The organism is Myceligenerans halotolerans (assembly GCF_054782975.1).
Map to the genome: position 1 here is coordinate 14979 of NZ_BAAGRL010000005.1, position 15537 is coordinate 30515.

13 protein-coding genes and 1 tRNA gene are annotated in these 15537 nt (G+C 71.5%); 6 read left to right on the forward strand and 8 right to left on the reverse strand.

All coding sequences use genetic code 11. The features are described from left to right. Window positions 1–93: 93 nt before the first annotated feature. Window positions 94–531, reverse strand: coding sequence for a TM2 domain-containing protein (locus tag ACYVK5_RS02685; protein ID WP_460701747.1), 438 nt, complete (start codon window positions 529–531; stop codon window positions 94–96). Between the two features lie 162 nt (window positions 532–693). Here ACYVK5_RS02685 and ACYVK5_RS02690 point away from each other — a divergent pair. Beyond that, window positions 694–764, forward strand: a tRNA-Gly gene (locus tag ACYVK5_RS02690). 50 nt (window positions 765–814) lie between these two features. Here the strand turns inward: ACYVK5_RS02690 and ACYVK5_RS02695 are convergent. Together ACYVK5_RS02695 and ACYVK5_RS02700 are read right to left on the reverse strand one after the other, a co-directional pair. Next, window positions 815–1333: a DUF4132 domain-containing protein gene (locus tag ACYVK5_RS02695; protein ID WP_460701748.1), complete on the reverse strand. Its 519-nt coding sequence runs from the start codon at window positions 1331–1333 to the stop codon at window positions 815–817. 365 nt (window positions 1334–1698) lie between these two features. Further along, entirely contained in the window at window positions 1699–2421 is a 723-nt protein-coding gene (locus ACYVK5_RS02700; RefSeq protein WP_460701749.1) for a GntR family transcriptional regulator, read from the reverse strand. A gap of 247 nt (window positions 2422–2668) precedes the next feature. Between ACYVK5_RS02700 and ACYVK5_RS02705 the strand changes: the two genes are divergently transcribed. Beyond that, a complete protein-coding gene (locus tag ACYVK5_RS02705; RefSeq protein ID WP_460701750.1) occupies window positions 2669–3004 on the forward strand; it encodes a hypothetical protein in 336 nt (111 codons plus the stop codon). A 571-nt stretch (window positions 3005–3575) separates the two neighbouring features. Here the strand turns inward: ACYVK5_RS02705 and ACYVK5_RS02710 are convergent. Next, entirely contained in the window at window positions 3576–4583 is a 1008-nt protein-coding gene (locus ACYVK5_RS02710) for a hypothetical protein (protein WP_460701751.1), read from the reverse strand. Window positions 4584–4826: 243 nt separating this feature from the next. On the opposite strand from ACYVK5_RS02710, the gene ACYVK5_RS02715 reads away from it, so the two are divergent. Further along, on the forward strand, window positions 4827–5438 hold the full coding sequence (locus ACYVK5_RS02715) for a TetR/AcrR family transcriptional regulator (protein ID WP_123812886.1): 612 nt from the start codon (window positions 4827–4829) through the stop codon (window positions 5436–5438). A gap of 190 nt (window positions 5439–5628) precedes the next feature. Then, on the forward strand, window positions 5629–7362 hold the full coding sequence (locus ACYVK5_RS02720; RefSeq protein WP_460701752.1) for a choice-of-anchor I family protein: 1734 nt from the start codon (window positions 5629–5631) through the stop codon (window positions 7360–7362). Between the two features lie 32 nt (window positions 7363–7394). Here ACYVK5_RS02720 and ACYVK5_RS02725 read toward each other — a convergent pair whose 3' ends face one another. Further along, window positions 7395–7901, reverse strand: coding sequence for a PTS sugar transporter subunit IIA (locus ACYVK5_RS02725; RefSeq protein WP_460701753.1), 507 nt, complete (start codon window positions 7899–7901; stop codon window positions 7395–7397). A 141-nt stretch (window positions 7902–8042) separates the two neighbouring features. Here ACYVK5_RS02725 and ptsP point away from each other — a divergent pair, with 141 nt between their 5' ends. Further along, window positions 8043–9764, forward strand: a complete 1722-nt coding sequence (ptsP, locus tag ACYVK5_RS02730; RefSeq protein ID WP_460701754.1) for a phosphoenolpyruvate--protein phosphotransferase — start codon at window positions 8043–8045, stop codon at window positions 9762–9764. Window positions 9765–9839: 75 nt separating this feature from the next. After that, window positions 9840–10706, forward strand: a complete 867-nt coding sequence (locus tag ACYVK5_RS02735) for a sugar phosphate isomerase/epimerase family protein (protein WP_460701755.1) — start codon at window positions 9840–9842, stop codon at window positions 10704–10706. Between the two features lie 85 nt (window positions 10707–10791). Here the strand turns inward: ACYVK5_RS02735 and ACYVK5_RS02740 are convergent, their stop codons facing one another. The 3 genes from ACYVK5_RS02740 to ACYVK5_RS02750 all read right to left on the reverse strand — a co-directional run bounded on the left by ACYVK5_RS02740 (window position 10792) and on the right by ACYVK5_RS02750 (window position 15481). Further along, on the reverse strand, window positions 10792–11997 hold the full coding sequence (locus ACYVK5_RS02740; RefSeq protein WP_460701756.1) for a magnesium and cobalt transport protein CorA: 1206 nt from the start codon (window positions 11995–11997) through the stop codon (window positions 10792–10794). Window positions 11998–12398: 401 nt separating this feature from the next. After that, the gene (locus ACYVK5_RS02745; protein ID WP_460701757.1) at window positions 12399–14435 is read right to left on the reverse strand and encodes an NHL domain-containing thioredoxin family protein; all 2037 of its coding nucleotides are present in this window, start codon (window positions 14433–14435) and stop codon (window positions 12399–12401) included. 311 nt (window positions 14436–14746) lie between these two features. Continuing rightward, complete coding sequence (locus tag ACYVK5_RS02750) at window positions 14747–15481, reverse strand: AAA family ATPase (protein ID WP_460701758.1); 735 nt, start codon at window positions 15479–15481, stop codon at window positions 14747–14749. Window positions 15482–15537: the final 56 nt, after the last annotated feature.

Below are 15537 nucleotides of genomic sequence, written 5' to 3' on the forward strand. Positions count from 1 at the left end.
TTCCATGAGTGATCGGCAGATTGATCTGCCGATCACTCATGGAACTCCCGACCGCTCGTGGACGTGCCGATCGGAGAGGTCGGCCCCGGCAGGTCAGTCGCGGAGCGGGCGCTGCTTGGCGTCGACGGACCAGTAGCCCTTGCGGAGCGCCAGGTAGAGGATGCCCTCGATGACGCCCCAGATCGCCGAGACGAAACCGAAGCTCGCGAGCGCGCCGATCACGGTGATGGCCAGCATGACGAGGCCGAGCGCCCGGTACCCGAGGTAGAAGCGATGGGCACCGAGCGCGCCGAGGAAGATGCCGAGCAGCCCGGCGACCACACGCGACTTGCCCTTCACCTTGGACGTGGGAGGGCTCGGTGGCGGGGGCGTGCTCCCCGGGAAGTGCAGGGGGCGGGTGTAGCCGGACTCGACACGTGTTCCGTCGGGCAACGGGATGGTCTCGTCGAGGGGTCGGCCACCCGGAACCTGGACGGTCTTGTCGTAGTCGATGGCCTCAGTCGGCTCGTCGTTCGGGTGGTGCCTGTTCACGGCGTCTCCAGTCGCGGGCAGTGTTGTGTCGTCGGGTTCGGCTTTCCGGCGACGTCGGTTATGATCAGTGCGCACACCAGTTCAGCAGGTTGTGGTGGAGATACCGTGGACCTCCTCCGGGGACCATCGTAGGGTGGCCAAACCGGACTGAACCAGGACGTTGCGGGTGTAGTTCAATGGTAGAACTTCAGCTTCCCAAGCTGACAGCGCGGGTTCGATTCCCGTCACCCGCTCTCGACGGATAGACGGAGTGTGCCCAACGAGGTTGGGCCGCTCCGTCTCGTCATATCTTGCGGGGGCGGAGCCCCACACCTCTCTCCCGGAGATCGTCCGGCTTGATCCACGTCTCCCGGTGGATCTGCTCGACCCGGCCCGCCGCACCCGACTCGGCGGCGAGTCTCCGCACCTCGGCGAGACGAGGCAGCGATACGGGGTGCGGCAGAAGCACCGTCGCGGGGGATATCCCCACGGTCTTCCCGTCCAGGCCCACCACCTGCAGCTCACCCGATCCGGTGACGTCCCGCAGAAGTGCCGGCTCGTCCGGATCGTCGCCGACGACCACCATGTCGCGAAGTGCCGACCGCCACGCCTCGTCCGGCCAGACCTGCGCCAGCAGGCCGGTCGGCACGGGCACCGACCAGACCATCCAGTGGTCCACCTGCGCCAGGCACTCGGCGGCGTGCCGCTCCAGCCACCGTGCGAGCCGCTGCAGCCGGTCGATCTCGGGACGGCCCCTGAGCTCCTTCGGCAACGACCTCAACAGCCGTCCCGTGGACCGGCCCGACGTGGACCGCGCTGCCACTCGGCCTCCCACCAGGGCGACTTCGTACCCGTGGTCCACAGCCAGCCAACCCATCGCGGCCCCGCCCTTCCGTGACGCGCCGGGCACCCGCATCCGCCCAGGTGCTCGTAGGTGTCCCGGAACTCCGGCATCATCGGCCGCCGAATTTACCTCAGGCGGGCCCCGGCGCTGTTGCACGGGATCCAGCTGTGGACAGCCCTTCCGCGGGTCGCGCCGTCGTCCCTGGGTTGTGCGGGTCCGGGACGCCGACGGCTCGTGGTGACCGCCGATCCCGGCCGCCCCGCACGCGTGGACCTCGGCCCGGCCGCGGGGTGAGTGTGCGGCCGGCCGAGGGCCGCGCGTGCCGTCAGGCGTCGAACGTGCCGTCAGGCGTCGAAGTTGTAGCGGAGCATGAACTCGCCGCCGTCGAGCACGATGCGGCTGTACTCGACCGCGACGTCCTGGGCGTCGAGCGCGGTACGCATCACCTGGAGCACGGCGGTGCCGGGTTCGATGCGCAACGCTTCGATCTCCTCGATGGTGGGCATGCGCGCGACGACGTCCTCGTGGAACTTCACCGGCTCGTGCCCGAGTTCCTTCAGGCGGGCGTAGGTACCGCCCGGCCCGATCTCGTCGTCCGCGATCGGCGTGCCGGCGGCGATCGACGCGGGCACGTACGACACGCCGTGCAGCATCGGCTTGCGCCCCTTGACGTGCAGCCGTTCGCGCGTGGTCACCTGGACCCCGGGGTCGAGGCCGAGCGCCTTGCGCGCCTCCTCCGTCGGATCCTCCTCGGGCGTCACCGCGAGAGTGCGGACCGTCAGTCCGGCGTCGGTCTCGTCCATGACCGGCGTGATCGTGCTGTCGTCGGACGCCGACCCCGTGCTGTCGAAGACGATCGGATCGAAGGACCGCACGAAGACGCCCGACCCGTGACGGGTCACCGTGAGGCCCTCGTCCTTGAGCATGGACAGGCCGTGGCGGGCGGTCATGCGGGCGACGCCGTAGGTCGTCATCAGCGCCGCCTCGCTGGGAAGTCGGTCGCCAGGCTTGTACGTCCCGGCGCGGATCTCGGCGCGCAGGTCCTTGGCAATGCTGGAAGCTGTCACTCGGCCCTCTCTAGACACGGGATCCACCTAACTATCTGCTGTTGCCGATGCGCAACTTTTCGGCGTTCGAGTTGCGCTCTCTAGTCATCGTACCCATCGTGGACTACGCACCTAGAGAGACCTCTGGGGCGGACTTCGAAAGGACTGGAATGGCAACTTGGACGGACTCTGCTGGAGCCGTGGCCGGCGCCCTCCGCCGGATCAACGGCACTCTCTCGCGGGAACGGGTCACCCGGACGTGGTCGCGGTGAGCGGCCCCGCCCCGGCCCGCTCCGGCCCGGCCGAGCTCGTCGCCGTCACAGCCCTGATCGCCCATGTCACCGACACGCACGCCCTCGAGGTGCGGGCCGGCGTCGACCACCTCGATCTCGGGGACGAGATTCTCGGCACGATCTCCGTCGACCTCCTCGTCGCCCAGGCGTCGGCCGCCGAGCGACTCGCGACGCGGCTCCGGCTCGCGGAGCGCTCCGGCCACCATCCCGCGCGAGACGGTGGCGTCGCCTGGCGCTGCTGGAGCGGCTGGCTCGCGGCGGCGAAGTGGAACCTGCCGGTGTCGCTGCACCTGACGACGCTCGACCGCTGAGGGAGAACGACTGGCGCGATCTCCGAGGTGCCAGGGCTCCCGGGGCAGGCCGGGAGCCCTGGCGTACCGCGTACCTCCGGCCGACTTACCCGGGGACCGGAGGCGCCGCGTCGACGTCACGGCTCCGGGTCCACGTCCCTCTGGCCCGGGTCGCCGGGCCGAAACTGGTGCAGGACGTGTCGGACGCGGGTGGTCTTCCGGGTCCGTTCAGGAACCTGTGTCGTCACCCACAGCCCGCACCGCAGTACGGGACGTCCTGTCGTTCTCCGGTCGACCGGCGTCCGGCGGCCGGCCCTTCGGCGCTACTGCAGCACACCGACCGAGCCGTCACTCACCGAACCGATAGCCACGTTTCTAGTTCCCATTCGGCGGGGTGGCAACCGGTCCGGCGCTGTCATTCACGCACCTTTTTGCCGACACGTCCGTCCACAGCACTGTCCACAAGCACGCCTGGGACTTTGCCACATATACACAGCCCTGTGGAAAAAATCTGTGGACAATGAAAATGCATGGACATGGCCGGGGCCGCCCATTCGGACCCGGACGCCGTCGTCGGACCCAGGCGCCGCCGTCAGACCCAGGCGCGACCGCTTCCCGAGCTCGCCGGCGGGTCGCTGCGCGTCTCGAGATCCTCGGCGCCGGCCACGAACCCGCCGTCGTCCACGACGACGCCCGCGATCCGGCTCTGGAGGGACATCGCGAGGCGCGCTATCGACGACCGCATCCTGGCCCGGGCGATGACGTGCAGGCCCGAGGGCTGCTCCAGCTCGAGTTCGTACGGGTCGGCCGGGAACCAGTTCATGCGGTAGGCGAAGGGCCCGTAGGCGCGCCAGTCGAGCGCGCCGAGCGCGCGGGGCACCCGGTCCACACGCTCGACGTCGATCACCATCGATCCGTCGTAGGCGGTCGGCCCCACGAGCCGGTAACGCGGCGACCCGTCCGGCGTCGAATGGTCCGCCCCGACCTCCGCGGTGGCGATGAAGGCGCGCAGCAACGGCAGGACATCGCCGGCTGCGAGCGGGTGCGCGCTGTAGAGCCCGAGGTTCACGGAGGCGAAGGGGTCCGGGGCCATGAGCCGGAGCCCGTCGCCGAGCAGCACGCCACCGGTCTTGCGCGCCGCGGCGACGGCCCACTGGATCACCCGCAGCTCCTCGCCCTGCGGGAGCGCCTGGGGGAAGGACCTGGCGATGCCGTCCCGGTCGTCGTACGACGTCGGCGCCGCCGCGCGCACGTCGCGCAGCCCGTCACTGCGTGAGAGGACGTACGCTTCCGCCTTCGGAGCGTTCAGGGAGATCTCGGCGAGCCGCTCCCCCTCCACCGCGAACGGGCCCGTCGCGATGTGTTCCTCGCCGAGGCGCATGACGCCGGGTGTGACGGACTCGGCCTGCTGGATCCCGCGGAATCGCGCTCCGGTCATCTTGCGCGCCCCCGAGGCACGCGACGGTTCTCGTAGCCACGCGACATCGGAGAACCATGCCGACGCCATCGGACTGACCGCCACCGGACCGTCGGGACACGGTAGGACGAGCGTGTGCCCCGCGGCATGTTCTGCGGGGATGATCCCTGCAAGAAGCGTCATGCGGGCACACTACTGCCGTTGTCGATAGCCCCGACATCAGGGATGTTACGGACGTGAAACATGCCCGTGACGGGGATCGCGATTCATTGCGCGCCGGTGAGCCCTATGTTTCCGGCGCGCAACAGAGAACCGCCGTTCCCGGCGGATCCACTCCGGATCGCGGTGACCGATACCACCATCGCCGTCGGGGTCTGATATGACGGCACGGGCCTGTAGCTGACGGGATACCCCTATGATGTCATCATGCCCAAGATCATCGGCAAGAGCCTGCACGAGCACCGCCAGATGACGAGGCAGAAGCTGTTCACCGCACTCTCGACGCTGATGGCGGAGCGCGGCTTCGACACCATCACGCTCGCGGACATCGCCGAGGCGGCGGGCGTCGGGCGGACGGCCGTCTACAACCACTTCCACGACAAGGAAGCCCTGCTGCTCGGCTTCATCACGCACGAGACGGAGCAGTACGCGCACACCCTGGAGCGTGCGCTCGACGGCATCGACCACCCGGTGGAACAGCTCCGCACCTACATCCGCCAGCAGGCTCAGCTCACGCGCGTCTTCCATCTCGCCCCCGGACCCGACCTGCGGACCGTCCTCTCGCGAGCCACCCAGGCCCGCCTGCGGGAGCACGCGGAGATCGTCGAGTCCATCCTGCGCCGCATCATCACCCAGGGGATCGACACCGGGATCTTCCCGCCGCAGGACGTCGAACCCACCGTGCACCTGGTCAACGCCTGCCTGTCGGGCCGGCTGATCCCGGACGAGCCCGCCGCCCGCGAGCGCACGATCCGCGCCACGGAGACGTTCGTGCTCCGCGCGGTGGGCGCACGCGCCCTGGAGCGCGTCCCCGCCTGACGTCGGAGCGCCGGCCCGGACGGCGGGAGCCGCGCGAGCCGGGTCGATCACCGGGGGTTCACCGTCGCGTCACCGTCGGGTCACCCCTGCTCAGGAACGGATCCACCCGGTCGGCCTAGCGTCACCGGTGATCGGCACGACCGGTGTGCCGGCAGACCTCCGGAGCTGCACCATGCGGATCCTCCGTCCCATGACCCTGACATCGGCCGCCGTCGCCGCCGGTGCCGCCCTGTCCATGTCGATCACCGGCGTCGCGATCGCCTCGACGTCGTCCGGCGCCGACCTCGACCCCGTCGTGTACTCGGCCGACGACGCCACGCTGTCCCTCTCCCCGATCGGCACGCACGCCACGGACGTGTTCGACGAGTCGGCGGCCGAGATCGTCGCCCATCACCCGCGCACGGACCGCCTCTTCGTGGTGAACGCTCATGCCGCCGAGGTCACGGTGCTCGACGGCGCCGACCCGGCGAATCCGGTCGAGCTGTTCTCGCTCCGGACCACGGGAGTGGAGTCCGCCGACGGTTCGGTGGTCCCCGAGGGCGCGCAGGCCAACTCCGTCGCCGTGCGCCGCGACGGCCTGGGTGTCGTCGCGGTGGAGTCCGATGTCAAGACGGACGCCGGCTGGCTGGTCTTCTTCGATGCCGCGGGCGACGGCGAGGCTCTGGGTGCGGTGCGCGCGGGTGCCCTGCCGGACATGGTGGCCCTGACGCCGAACGGCCGCACCGCCGTCGTCGCCAACGAGGGCGAGCCCGACGACGACTTCTCTGTCGACCCCGAGGGCACCGTCTCGGTGGTCTCCCTGCCGTGGAGGGTCGCGACGCCGGCGCAGAGCGCCGTCCGCACCGCGGACTTCCACGCGTTCGAGGGGGACGCGCTGCCCGCGGGCGTGCGCGTGTTCGGCCCGCACGTCCCGACCCCCGAGGGCGACTCCTCGCACCCGGTCTCGCAGAACCTCGAGCCCGAGTACGTCACCATCGACAAGCGCTCCCGCACCGCGTACGTGGCGCTGCAGGAGGCGAACGCGGTGGCGGTGGTCGACCTGGCGACGGCCGCGGTCACGGACCTGTGGCCGCTCGGCGCCAAGGACCACTCGGTGCCGGGCGCGGGCCTGGACCCGTCGGACCGGGACGACAAGGCCGAGCCGCGCACGTACCCGGTCCACGGCCTGTACCTGCCGGACGCGATGACGTCGTACACGTCTCGCGGCCGGACGTACCTGGTCACGGCGAACGAGGGCGACTCGCGCGAGTGGGGCGACTTCGTCGACTCCGCCCGCGCCAAGCACCTGGGCGACGACGGCCTGCCCCCGGTGTGCGACGACGCGCCGGCGGCCGGTCTGCTCGGGGACGAGGACCTCGGCCGTGTCGACGTGTCGCTGGTCGACGGCCTGTCCGCGGACGGTTCGTGCTACGAGGAGCTGTACACGTTCGGCGGCCGGTCGTTCTCGATCTGGACGACGGACGGCGAGCTCGTGTTCGACTCCGGCGACGACTTCGAGCGCATCACCGCGCAGGCGCTCGGCGAGGCGTTCAACACGAACCACTCGGAGACGAACTTCGAGGGTCGCTCCGACAACAAGGGTCCTGAGCCCGAGGGTGTGACCGTCGGCCGCGTCCGCGGCGCCACCTACGCGTTCGTCTCGCTGGAGCGCGCCGGCGGCGTCATGGTCTACGACATCACCCGCCCGGCCGACGCCGAGTTCGTCACCTACATCTCGAACCGCGACTACTCCGTCTCGGTCGAGGACGCCGACGACATCGACGCCGCCCTCGCGCGGGCCGGAGACCTCGGGCCGGAGGGGCTGACGTTCATCGCGGCGAAGGACTCGCCGACGCGGTCGCCGCTGCTGGTGGTCGCCAACGAGGTCTCGGGGACGACGACGACCTACGACCTCGACGTGGCCTGCCGAGTGGGCAGGCGCTGAGCCGTCCCTCGGTCCCCTCGCCGTTCACCAGGTCACCCGAGTCGCAGCAGCGGATCTCCCGCCGCGATCGGGTCGCCTGGTGCGGTGAGCACCTGCAGGTCGGCCGGCGACAGGTCCAGGGCCACTACCGGTACCAGGGGCGAGCGACCGCCGTCGGACACCTCGGTGGGCGACCACGTGACCAGGCGCCGGCCCGCGGCCACCACGTCGCCCTCGGCGACGTGCACCGTGAACCCCGCTCCCCCGAGCTGGACGGTGTCGATCCCGAGGTGCACCAGGACGCCGCGGCCCCACGGTCCGCCACCCGCTTCCCGGCCTTCCGTCGCCACGGCATCCTCCGTCGCGACGACGACGAACGCGTGCGGGTGCAGTTTCACGAGTGTTCCGCCGCACGGTGCCACGACGTCGGACGTCGCCCCGTCCACCGAGGGGTCGACGGCGATCCCCGGGCCGACCATGCCCTCGGCGAAGACGGGGTCGGGGACGTCCGCCATCGCGACCACGGTTCCGGAGACGGGAGACAGCACGGTGAGCGCCATACCGCCATCCTGGCAGAAGCGCACGGAGGAGCAGTCTCGGCAGGCGGGGGCCTGAGCATGTAACGTGCCTCGCGCACTTGAGTTAGTGGTTGCGCCCCACCGGCGGAACCTCTTGGTCATCCCACGCAGAACGGGAGCGGTATGCCCGTGGAGAAGCGAACCGGCGTGCCCGCGAGTCCCGGACGGGCGGCGGGCCCGGTGGTCCACATGCCGCCGCGCGTGCCGGAGCCCGCGACCAGCCGGATCGAGCCGGCGGCGGTGGGCCGGGCGGTCGCGGCGGTGCGGGATGCCGCCGTGCGGGTCGAGCGGGACCTCGCCGAGCGCGCGGGGCGCGCCACGGGCACCGCCTCCGACATCCTGTCCGTCACCGCCGCGATGGCGGCCGACCCGACGCTCGCCGCCGACGCCGCCCACCGCGTCCGCACCGACCACCTCACACCGGAACGCGCGGTGTGGGACGCCGCCGGAACCGTGGCGGCCCAGCTCGAGTCGCTGGGCAGCCCGATGGCGGAACGGGCGCGGGACGTGCGGGACGTCCGCGACCGCATCGTGGCCGCGCTGACCGGCGCGCCGCCTCCCGGGGTCCCGGATCCGGGTCACCCGTTCGTCCTGGTCGCCACCGATCTCGCGCCCGCCGACACGGCGACCCTCGACCCGGCCACGGTGCTCGCCGTGGTTACCTCCCGCGGCGGCCCGACGTCGCACACGGCGATCATCGCGCGATCGCTCGGCATCCCGGCCGTCGTCGCGCTCGGAGAGGCCGCCGACCTCTCCACGGGCGAGAGCGTGCTGGTCGACGGCACCGACGGCATGGTCCTCGTCGCCCCTGACGCGGCCGACCTGTCCGCGGCGGGCCTCGACGAGGACGACGACGCCGGGGGCGGGCCGGACGCCGGCACGAGGCCCCTGGTCCGACGCCGGCCCTCGGCGCGCGGCATGTTCGACGGCACCGCGGCGACGCGCGACGGCCACGACGTCGACCTCGTCGCGAACGTCGCCGACCCGGCGGAGGCAGTCGCCGCGGCCGGCGCCGGAGCGCGAGGCGTGGGCCTGTTCCGCACGGAGTTCTGCTTTCTCGGGCGGGGCACGGAGCCGACGGTCGGCGAGCAGGTCGACGCCTACCGTGCGGTGCTCGCGCGGTTCGGCGGACGCCGCGTCGTCGTCCGTACGCTCGACGCCGGCGCGGACAAGCCGCTGCGCTTCCTGACGCCCGACCACGAGGACAACCCCGCCCTCGGGGTCCGCGGCATCCGGACCGCCGTCGACCATCCTGACGTGCTGGATCGCCAGCTCGAGGCGATCTCGCGGGCGGCACGCGCCGAGAACGCCGAGGTCTGGGTCATGGCGCCGATGGTGGCCACGGCCGACGAGACGCGCGAGTTCGTCGCAGCGTGCACCGCGCACGACCTCACCACGGCCGGCGTCATGATCGAGACGCCCGCGGCGGCCATCCAGGCGCGATGGCTGCTCGCCGACGCCGCGTTCGCGAGCCTCGGCACGAACGACCTGACCCAGTACACGATGGCGGCGGACCGCGACCTGGCCGGGGTCGCCGCGCTGTCCACGCCGTGGCAGCCCGCCGTGCTCGACCTCGTCCGGGTGGCGTGCGAGGGCGGGGCGGTGCATGGTCGTCCGGTGGGCGTGTGCGGCGAGGCCGCCGCGGACCCGCTGCTCGCGCCGGTACTGGTAGGCCTCGGCGTCACCTCGCTGTCGATGACACCGCGCGCGCTCGCAGCGGTGGCCGACGCACTGCGCCAGGTCACACTGGAACAGTGCCGTGAACTGGCCAGGAGCGTCCTCGACCAACCGACGGCGCGTGCCGCGCGCGAGGCCGTCCGGGATCTCGGGAGGGGTGGTCCGTGATATCCGCGCAGGTCGCCATGCTCCGTGAACCCCTAGGTCACGTTTTCGTTACGAACCCCTCTTAAGGTGGCTGACATGCAGGAACCGATCGGATTCGACAGGACCGCGCCCGACACCACCCTGCCCGGTGTCCATGTGACGCTGTCCACCGCATCCGTGTTCCCGCGCCGCGTGCCGTACGCCTTCGAGGCCGCGGCCTCGGCGGGGTACGACGGCGTCGAAGTGATGATCTGGTCGGAGGAAGCGACGCGGAACGCGCTCACGCTCGCGCGGCACTCCGCGGAGACCGGGATGCCGGTGCGGTCGCTGCACGCTCCGAGCCTGCTGGTCAGTCAGCGCGTGTGGGGCCGTGCGCCCGGGCCCAAGCTGCACCGGACCGTGGACATGGCGCAGGAGCTCGGCGCGGCCACGGTGGTGGTGCACCCGCCCTTCCGCTGGCAGTTCAAGTACGCGCGCCAGTTCGAGGAGCAGGTCGCGACCCTCACGGAGAACACCGGCGTGACGATCGCCGTCGAGAACATGTATCCCTGGCGCGGCGGCGGCCGGGAGATGCAGGCGTACCTCCCCGGCTGGGACCCGACCGACCACAGCTACGACGCCGTCACCCTGGACCTCTCGCACGCGAGCGTCGCCCAGCAGGACGGGCTCGAACTGCTCGAGATCTTCGGCGACCGCTTGCGGCACCTGCACCTCGCCGACGGCACCGGCAGCGCCCGCGACGAGCACCTCGTCCCCGGGCGGGGAACGATGAAGTGCGACAAGGTGCTCGCCGAGCTGGGCCGGCGGGGCTGGCAGGGTGACGTCTGCCTGGAGATCTCGACGCGGGGCCGCAGCGCCGAGGAACGCACGGCCGACCTCGCCGAGGCCCTGGCCTACGCCCGCGCCCATCTGGGCACCGGGGCCGGCATCCCCGCGCCGCGGGTCCCGGCGGCCGGTTCCTGAGCGGCATCTGCCGGACGGCCGGCCGCTACCGGACGAGCGGCTGGCGGACCCGCGGCATCCGCCGGACGGGCCGCCGCCCCGCCGTTCAGATCCAGCGCTTCCCCCGGAACACGCCGAAGAGCCCCACGCTCACCGCGGCCATCGCCACCAGGGCCGCCGGGTAACCCCACGCCCAGCCGAGTTCCGGCATGACGTCGAAGTTCATGCCGTACACGGTGCCCACCAGCGTCGGCGCGAACAGGATCGCGGCCCAGCCGGAGATCTTCTTGACCTCCTCGCCCTGCCGCAGGCTGACCTCGGACAGGTGCTTCATCTCCTCGTTCTGCCGCTGCGCGACGAGCGTGGCGTTCACGGTGAGGATGTCGCGGAGCGCTACCCGGTAGGAGTCGATACGGTCCGCGGCCTCGGTGAGGTGGTCCGCGACGTCGCGCAGGTAGGCCTGGAGCTCGAGGTGGACGTCGTACTTCTCCGCGCCCTTCGCCAGGGACGCGCAGATCTTCTGCGCCGGCCGCACGGCCCGCTGGAAGTCCACGACCTGGCGGGAGAGCTCGTACGTGCGCCGCGAGACGTCGGGGTCGCCGCCGAACACCTCGGACTCGATCTCGTCGATGTCGTTCTCGAGGCCCGCGACGACGGGCGCGTAGCCGTCCACGACGTCGTCGAGAATGGCGTACAGCACGGCCTCCGGGCCGCGCGCGAGCATGGTCCGGTCCTTCTCGAGCCGATCGCGGACGGCGCCCAGGTCCGGGGACGCCCCGTGCCGGACCGTGACGACGAAGTCCGGGCCGATGAACACGTGCAGCTCGCCGAACTCGACGCGCTCGGCGTCGTCGTCGTACCGGGCGGCGTGCAGCACCACGAAGAGCGTGTCGCCGTACCGCTCGATCTTGGGGCGCTGGTGCGCCTGGATCGCGTCCTCGACGGCGAGCGGGTGCAGGTCGAACTCCTCGGCGAGCGAGTTGAGCACCGCCTCGGAGGGAGAGCTTCCGGAACCCGCCTGCGGGGCCGCGACCCCCGGGCCGGCGGGCTGTTCCAGGCTGATCCAGGCCATGCCGCCGGAGCGGCTGCGCAGTGCGCGGAAGGCGTCCGACAGCTTCGAGAAGGATGCGGTGCGCTCGCCGTCGTCGTAGATCGCGGCGGCGACGACGGGCGACCGGCGGGGCGTGCCCGGCAGGAGCGCTCCGGGGTCGGGCGCGATGAACGGCGCGGCGGGACGACGGCGCGGACGGGGGCGCAGCGCCTCCAGGAGCGGGCGCGAGCGGACGGGGCGTGCGGGCAGGAAGGTGGTCATGAGGTACTCCGAGGTCGTTGCTGCCTCCTCGGCACGCCGTCAAGCGATGGGCGTGGGGCGGCACAAGCGGACGGGGGCACGGAGCAGCCGCAGCTGGAGGCTCGGAAGAAGACGGCACGGCACACCGATGCGATGGACGCGTCGGTGCGTTGTCGGTGGTGGAACCTGCCGGTCGAGCCGTCAGCCGCGGCTCGGACTACTGGGGGGCTCGCTACGGGTCATGAGCTCCACCCCCTCCGGGTCCGGGCGGCACGCCGGCCGCCGATGATGCGCGGGCCGCGGATGCCGCGGCCGTCACGCCGGTGATTCCTGCGGCGTCAGTCTAGCCCGCGGACCGCCTCGATCGAAACCTTTCGAGTGGTGCGATCACAAGGTCTTCACCCGCGCCCGCACCGGCGCCCTCACCCCCGCAGGGGCAGCGTGAGCGAGTCCGGCCCGGCGTCGCCCGCCGGGACCACCCGCACCGGTACCCCCCAGTCCTGACTCGCGAGATGGCAGGCCGGGAAGACCTCCGGGTCGGGCTCGCCGTCCGGCCCCACCGGCACGACGTCGCACGACGCAGCCTTGGCGGTCACGTGGAGCACGCCCTCGGACACGCCGGGATCGATCTCCAGGTCCCGGAACAGGTCCGTCCCGCTCCCGGCCCCGGCGCGCAGCAGCTCGGGCGGGGTCGCGCTGACCTTCAACTCGGTGGACGGTCCCCAGCGATCGTCGAGCTTCTGGCCCGGCGCCGGCTCGAAGGGGACCACGAGCCGCAGCCGGCCGGCCGCGACGTCGGTGGCGGGGCGCTGGGTGCGGCGCGCCCCGGAATCCAGGATCTCGCCCGCCAGGTCCTCGCCCACCGCGATCCGGGTGAGGCGGTGCGCCGCCGACTCCACGACGAGCAGGTGGACCTCGCCGTCGTCGGGCACCCGGTCCCCCGGCACCCACGCGCGACCGTCCACCTGGACGACGACGCCGCTCGGCTCGGCGAGCCCGGTAGCGAGCGTGCTCACCTCGCCTGCGGCGAGCGGCCTGCCATCGGCGAGCGCCGCCTCCACAGGCGGTACGTACCGGCGGATCGCGCCGTTGTACGTGTCCGCGACGACGACACTGCCGTCCGGCAGCACCGCCACACCGAGCGGATGCTGCAGCAGTGCCTGACCGGCGGCGCCGTCCCGGTGCCCGAAGTCGAACAGCCCGTGCCCGACGGCGGTCTCGATCTCGGCGTCGACGGGAGCCACCTTGCGCAGCGCCGAGGTCTCCGAGTCGGCGAGCCAGAGCATGCCGTCCGGGAGGCCGTCCGGGCCGGTCGAGACCGCCAGGCCGGACGGCTGAGCGAACCATGCGACCCTGCCCGGGCCGTCCTCCAGGCCTTCGTTCATGGTGCCGGCCAGGAGCCACATGGACGCCAGTTCGCGTGCGGGTCCGAACGCCCACAGCGTGTGGTTCCCCGCCATGGCGACGACGAGCGCGCTCAGCTCCGGGGACCACACCACGTCCCACGGGGAGGAGAGACGGATCGACCGCGCGTCGTAGGCGGCCCCGAGGTCGAGCTCCCCGGTCCGCCCCACGCTGTTCTCCAGCCCGCCCACCATGAACTGTTGTCCCGTCCCGGCGAGCGTCGTCACCTCGCCGTCGAACAGCCGCACGCCGCGCAGTGCGTGGTTCGCGGTATCGGCGACGACCACGTCGTAGCCGAGCGTGGCGCGGGCCTCCGCCGGCAGCAGGCACAGCCCGTTGGGCTCGGCGAAACTCGCCTCACCGGGACCGCCGTCGCGGAAGCCGCGATCGCCCGAGCCGATACGGCGGACCAGCGTCTCGCCGTCGCCCGCCAGCTCGGCCAGGGAGTGGTGGCCGGCGTCGGCCACGAGAAGGTTGCCCGAGGGCAGCCCGATCGCCTTCGCCGGAAAGCGGAGCGTGCCCGACGTCGGCTCCGGTGGCACGTAGGGGCCGTCGCCCCGGTGCAGGGTGCCCTTGGCCTCGTGCTCCTCGATCAGCTCGGCCACCAGCGCGCCGATGGCGGACGCGTGCCCCTCCCCCGCCATCTGGGCGACGATGTATCCCTCGGGGTCGACGACGACGAGGGTCGGCCAGGCCCGCGCGGCGTACGCCCGCCACGTGACGAGCTCAGGATCGTCGAGCACGGGATGGTGCACCTCGTACCGTTCGACGGCGGCCGCGAGCGCCTCGGGGTCGGCCTCGTGCTCGAACTTGGGTGAGTGCACGCCCACTATCACGAGTTCGTCGCGGTGGGCGGCCTCGAGTTCACGCAGTTCGTCGAGGACGTGCAGGCAGTTGATGCAGCAGAACGTCCAGAAGTCCAAGATCAAAAGACGACCTCGGAAGTCCGCGAGCGAGAGCGACTTGCCGCCGGTGTTCAGCCAGCCGCGGCCGGCGAGCTCGGATGCGCGGACACGGGGCAGGCGGGCGAGACTCACTGAGACATTGTGGAGCATGCGGGAAGAGCGCCGTCCCGTACATCTCAAGCCGCGAACGGCGGTTCCGCCGTAGCCGCGTGCGGGCTTGCCGTCCCAGACCGCGATCAGTTCGTCGGCGGATCCCCGCGGCGACAGGCAATGAGGAGTCTGGTTGTGGTCACGACGACGCATGAACGTCGGCAGTGGCGACGTGACCCATCTCCTGGTCGGTGAGCCAGTGCTTCTCGGACAGCAGGCCGGCGTAGGCGTGGCGCCACGTGGAGTGATGCACGAGGGCCAACTGCTCTGCGTCGCCGACGACGGCGTCACGGATGACGCGCTTGCTCGTATCAGTCCAGGAGGTGGCGGAGGTAGCTGTCGGGGTTGTTGAGGTAGGTGTGCCAGTGGGTGACGAGGTCGAGGTCGTTCCAGGTGGTGGGGTGGATGCCGGTGTCGTCGAGTTCGAGGATCTGCGCGCCGGGGGTTGCGGCGATGACGGGGGAGTGGGTGGCGCAGATGACCTGGGCGCCGCTGTCCGGAGCGGTGTGCAGGGCGGCGATGAGCTGGAGGCTGGAGGTGAAGGAGAGTGCTGCTTCGGGTTCGTCGAGTAGGTACAGGCCGGGGCGGGAGAAGATCTCGCGGAACACGGCGAGGTAGCCCTCGCCGTGGGACAGGGTGCGCAGGTCTTCTTGTGGGTAGCCGGGGACGATGAGGTTGAACGAGCTGACGAACTCCAGGAGATCGAGTGCGGCTTCGGCGCGCAGGAAGAACGACTTCGACCGGTTCTTGCCGGTGCGGTAGCGGCGGCCGGTGGAGGTCAGGTCGAGGTCGATGCCGGCCGCGAGTGTGCCGGGTTCGGGTCGGCGGTCGGCTCTGCCGCGTCCGCCGCGCTGGTTGATGCCCCATGCGGCGGCGATCGCTTCGACAAGGGTGGACTTGCCCGAGCCGTTCTCCCCGACAAGGAACGTCAGGGAACTGGTCAGGTCCAGTCCCGCCTCGGCGATCTGCTTCACGGCCGGCACGGTGTAGGGCCATTCGTCGGTCCCGGTGGACCGCGTGTCGATGTTGATGCGTTCGATCAGCACGGTTCAGCGTCCCAGGATCCGGTCGGCCAGGTGGTGCAGCACGCCGTCGGCCGGGA

Coding starts and splice junctions, on each gene's coding strand:
- ACYVK5_RS02710 (WP_460701751.1), bottom strand. CDS start 4,583: ATGACGCTTCTTGCAGGGATCATCCCCGCAGAACATGCCGCGGGGCAC.
- ACYVK5_RS02715 (WP_123812886.1), top strand. CDS start 4,827: ATGCCCAAGATCATCGGCAAGAGCCTGCACGAGCACCGCCAGATGACG.
- ACYVK5_RS02720 (WP_460701752.1), top strand. CDS start 5,629: ATGACCCTGACATCGGCCGCCGTCGCCGCCGGTGCCGCCCTGTCCATG.
- ACYVK5_RS02725 (WP_460701753.1), bottom strand. CDS start 7,901: ATGGCGCTCACCGTGCTGTCTCCCGTCTCCGGAACCGTGGTCGCGATG.
- ptsP (WP_460701754.1), top strand. CDS start 8,043: ATGCCCGTGGAGAAGCGAACCGGCGTGCCCGCGAGTCCCGGACGGGCG.
- ACYVK5_RS02735 (WP_460701755.1), top strand. CDS start 9,840: ATGCAGGAACCGATCGGATTCGACAGGACCGCGCCCGACACCACCCTG.
- ACYVK5_RS02740 (WP_460701756.1), bottom strand. CDS start 11,997: ATGACCACCTTCCTGCCCGCACGCCCCGTCCGCTCGCGCCCGCTCCTG.
- ACYVK5_RS02745 (WP_460701757.1), bottom strand. CDS start 14,435: ATGCTCCACAATGTCTCAGTGAGTCTCGCCCGCCTGCCCCGTGTCCGC.